The organism is Acidiphilium sp. (assembly GCF_049977125.1).
Taxonomy (GTDB): domain Bacteria; phylum Pseudomonadota; class Alphaproteobacteria; order Acetobacterales; family Acetobacteraceae; genus Acidiphilium.
Map to the genome: position 1 here is coordinate 1 of NZ_JBMFGY010000218.1, position 3,811 is coordinate 3,811.

A 3,811-nucleotide genomic window follows, 5' to 3' on the forward strand; every position below is an offset into this window, starting at 1 on the left:
ATTATGGAAACTGGTTTTGGTTTCTTATGCAATTTAATACACATTTAGAATTGTGGGGTTTTCATCTGCCATTGATCATCTATTGCACGTACAAGCCCAAGATTTCGCAAATAGTCCGAACTCAGATCCGACTAATCCAGGAGGACTGATTTCGTGGAAGGTCACTTGCAGGGTCGATGACACGAACATCGGCGCCTCCATCCGTATTCCAATGCCAGAGAACCAGGTTATTCCCTGGACCCTGCGCCGAGGGCACACGCAGGCCAGTCCATCCTTGATCGGCGACCTGACGAACGAAATCCCAGCACGCAGGCCGCCGTCCAGAAATGTCTCGGTCTTGCTTCCAGGCTTGTTTAAGAAAGCTCACATCGATGCCGATTGAAGTTCGCACCGCGTTATTGGTGATGTCCAAAATGGAACTCGCCTCCACTTCGTAGCCTGTCAATGTGCCTGGTCTCGGCAAGTCTTGCTGATATTCGGCGATCGCGACAGCATGAGTTTCGGAAAGGTAAAGGGCTGCCTGCCCTTGCTCATTCCAACGGCCTCCGGCACGGGCAGCGCCTGCTCCCGAAAGCGGATCATAAGACCAACGCGGTGCCAACATGCGCCAGAAAATCCCCTTGAGCGTGACGCCGCCGACAGATGCAACATCCCAACTCAAGCGTAGAGGCCATCCCGCAAGTCATTGAGATGAGCGAAAACCGCTTGCGCATGTCCGGCCTCGACGAGTTGAAGGGCTGTTTGACCATCGTAACCGACGATGGGCTGATGTCGAAACCACAAGATCGCCTTGTCGGCATCTCCGGTGAGTTCCTCTGCGGCCATTAGAATCCGCACGACTGGCTCGAGGCTCTTTTGGACCGCGGCAGATTCGGGTTGTTTGCTCAACGTGTTGCGATGAACATGCGCAAGACGCGCCAATTCAGAGAGTGGCAGACGCATCCTCACGCTCATCCGGCGCGGTGAAACAAAATCCCTCTCGCGGATGTCTGCCAAAAGAGCGGTCAGCATCATTGTCTCCATGAGTGCGTAATAAGGGCATATATAGCACGTTTTGCGCCCACCGGAAGCGCGTATCGAACAAGACCGTCGGAGAGTATGGTATCGCATGATGAAAACTCGCCTTGCCCTTCCGGAATAGCGCCCCTTGATCATCGGGGGGCGCCGCGGCGTTGGTTCCCGGATTTCGCTACCGATGGGCTCTCAGGCTACGAGAACTGAGGCGTACGCCGGATCGCTTACTGACAACCACGGGGGAAGATCATCAGGGTAGCAGGACAAGTTTGCCACGCTGCTTGCGTGGGGTAGCCTTGAGGGTGATCGTATCGTTGTCACGCCAGGATTTCAGGAAATCCCGCGACTGCGGGCTGAACACGTCACCCGACTGGCCAGGTGCCATGATGAAGCGACTACGGTTGAGGTCCGCAAGTTCATAGATGCCTCGGTAGCTCGGCCCTTGAATCGCGGTCCAGCCAGACGGGGCCGGCACCGAGCGATCAACCGTGCTGCCATCGCCTCCCACTGAAATCGACGGCGATATGAGACGGCCAATCAGCGGCAGATGCCCCAGCAGCGTGTCGGCGAAAACTGCGCGATGTACCGAACCCCAGGTCCAGCGGGCGGGATTATCGCCCTGAGTTCGTGCAAGACTCGCCATAGCGCGGTCCGCTGCTGCCGAAAGCAGAGGCGCGCAACTGCCACCGCACCAGCCACGCGCCCAGACAGGCGATGTCAACAGGAACTGGACGAAGTGCCGCGTTGCCAATCCGGCATCGGTCAGTGGGACATGGTTCAGAAACAACACCCGGTTGCGGAACGCGCGGACCCATGCATTGAAGATAAGCGGCTGGGGGGCATCACGGTGCATCGCGCCGTTCCAGCCTTGCAGCAGAGCCACTGCCTGCCGAGCCAGCGGTGTGGCCGGATGGATCTTGTTCAAAGTTGGCAGCAACGCCTGAGCGTAGGCACTGATGACATCATGCTGGATCGCGGCGAAATCCGCGACAGTGAGATGCCGATGTTGCGCCAGGTCGGCGCGGATACGCGCCGAACGCCAGTCGCCGCTTTGATCTCGGCCCATGTCCACCGGGAAATTGGGTGGGGCAACCTGTTCGTTGGTGTTGACGATAACACCGCTCGCGGGCTCGATGATGCGCGGCAAAGCGGCTCCACAGGCGAGACCCGTCCATTGGTCGGCGACCTTGTCGCCCTCGAGCGGCCAGGCACCATTACCCATGCCGCGCAACGGCACGCATCCGGTCACGAACAGGCCAATCCGTCGCCGACTGGCGACTAGCAGATTCTCGACTGGCGTTGTGATCAAGTCTGCCGCGGCATCGGCCGCACCAAGATTCGGTGCATCATCGAGACGCCGAATTCCCTCAGCGGCGCGGTCGTGCCGAGTCAGGTTGACTGCATCAAGGGCAAGCACGGTATGCCGACGCAGCGTGAGAACCGGCCCGTCAATCGTGCTACGGACGGTGAACGCGACAGGATGGCGGCCCGCCACCCGGATGGTCTCATGCTTGATACCAAACGCCAAAGGGCCGGCAGGACCGAGATAATGATCGTGCCCGATGCGGCGAAATATGAAAACATCCTGCACCGCCGCGCCATTGTTGGTGAAAGTCCACGCGATATGACGATTGTGACCAAAAATCAAAAATGGCGTGCCGGGCGCGGTAGCGCCGGCCAGGGTCCTGAGCGGCGTATTGATCCGCGCCAGATACCAAAGACTGGGGAAGGCAAAGGCGAGATGAGGATCACCCGCAAGGAGCGGCGCGCCGGTCGCTGAGCGGTTCCCGGCCACTGCCCATTCGTTCGAGGCTGTGCTTGGACCAGTAAATGGCGCAGGAAATCGCGGAATCACGGAGAGTGCTGCGCGAGCGGCACGGACGTCGGCTTTCGAGAAGCCAAATCGGAATGGGGCCGAACCGTTGTGACGTAATACACTATCAGGCGGCGGTACCGGAACCTCCGGCCAAAGCTGCATGATTTTTGTACGCGGCAAGCTTCGGGCAAGAGTCAGGCGCTCAAGCTCGACCCAGGCGTTGCCGGACAGTTGATTGGCCAGTAATTCGCTCCAAAGCAGAGAGTCCCGTGGACGCCAGTGTTGTGGTTTGCCGAAATAAAGAAATTCCCACGCGCAGAACCTACCGCGCTGATCAATCCAGGCATTTGCCCCACGCGCGTAGGCATCAAGCAACGTGCGGGTGCGTGGATCAAGCGCCCCCGCTGCCGAAATCGCCGCCTGCTTCAACCCGAGGGTACGCATCTGCTCGTCGGTCGCCAAAGTGCGCGCGCCGAACCACGCGGAGAGGCGGCCTTCAGCAAGACGCCGCATCAGTTCCATTTGGAACAGTCGCTGCCGGGCTTGCAGATAGCCCAAGGCCTCTGCCGCATCGGCGGAGTTCGCTGCCTGGATATATGGCACGCCACGGGCGCCAAATCTGACGATCACGGGTGCAGACAAGCCAGGCAGCCGAACGGTTCCAGATTCGCCGGGAAGGGTGACCACGATTAATCCGGCCAGGAGGCCTGCTGCCACGACAAACAGAAGAAGGATACCGATGCCGAACCGCATCGCGATCCACCTTGCCGTCTTCATTCAACGCACCAGAACAATTGGTATCTGTCTAAACAGTTCACCATCCGGATTTCCTGCTAAGTCTTTACATGATAACTTTCCCGTTATCGCAAACGAACAGAATGATTGTAACGATTCTGAGACGATCGAGCAACCCAATTGACACGTCCCGACATAGGGTGTCCGAGGGATCGTGTCCGCCGATTTGGTTCACCCTTGATGAAA

3 protein-coding genes are annotated in these 3,811 nt (G+C 58.5%); all 3 read right to left on the bottom strand.

Features of this window, described 5'->3' with window-relative positions:
- Positions 1 to 121: 121 nt before the first annotated feature.
- The 3 genes from ACP5E6_RS16975 to ACP5E6_RS16985 all read right to left on the bottom strand — a co-directional run bounded on the left by ACP5E6_RS16975 (position 122) and on the right by ACP5E6_RS16985 (position 3,583).
- Positions 122 to 661: an RES family NAD+ phosphorylase gene (locus ACP5E6_RS16975; protein ID WP_427956160.1), complete on the bottom strand. Its 540-nt coding sequence runs from the start codon at positions 659 to 661 to the stop codon at positions 122 to 124.
- The gene (locus ACP5E6_RS16980) at positions 658 to 1,011 is read right to left on the bottom strand and encodes a hypothetical protein (protein ID WP_427956162.1); all 354 of its coding nucleotides are present in this window, start codon (positions 1,009 to 1,011) and stop codon (positions 658 to 660) included. Before ACP5E6_RS16980 ends, ACP5E6_RS16975 begins: the two co-directional genes overlap by 4 nt.
- Before the next feature lie 253 nt (positions 1,012 to 1,264).
- Positions 1,265 to 3,583: a penicillin acylase family protein gene (locus tag ACP5E6_RS16985; protein ID WP_427956163.1), complete on the bottom strand. Its 2,319-nt coding sequence runs from the start codon at positions 3,581 to 3,583 to the stop codon at positions 1,265 to 1,267.
- Between the last annotated feature and the right edge of the window lie 228 nt (positions 3,584 to 3,811).

Excerpts from the sequence above, each read along its gene's own strand:
- ACP5E6_RS16985 (WP_427956163.1), bottom strand. The coding sequence starts at position 3,583 with ATGCGGTTCGGCATCGGTATCCTTCTTCTGTTTGTCGTGGCAGCAGGC.
- ACP5E6_RS16980 (WP_427956162.1), bottom strand. The coding sequence starts at position 1,011 with ATGCTGACCGCTCTTTTGGCAGACATCCGCGAGAGGGATTTTGTTTCA.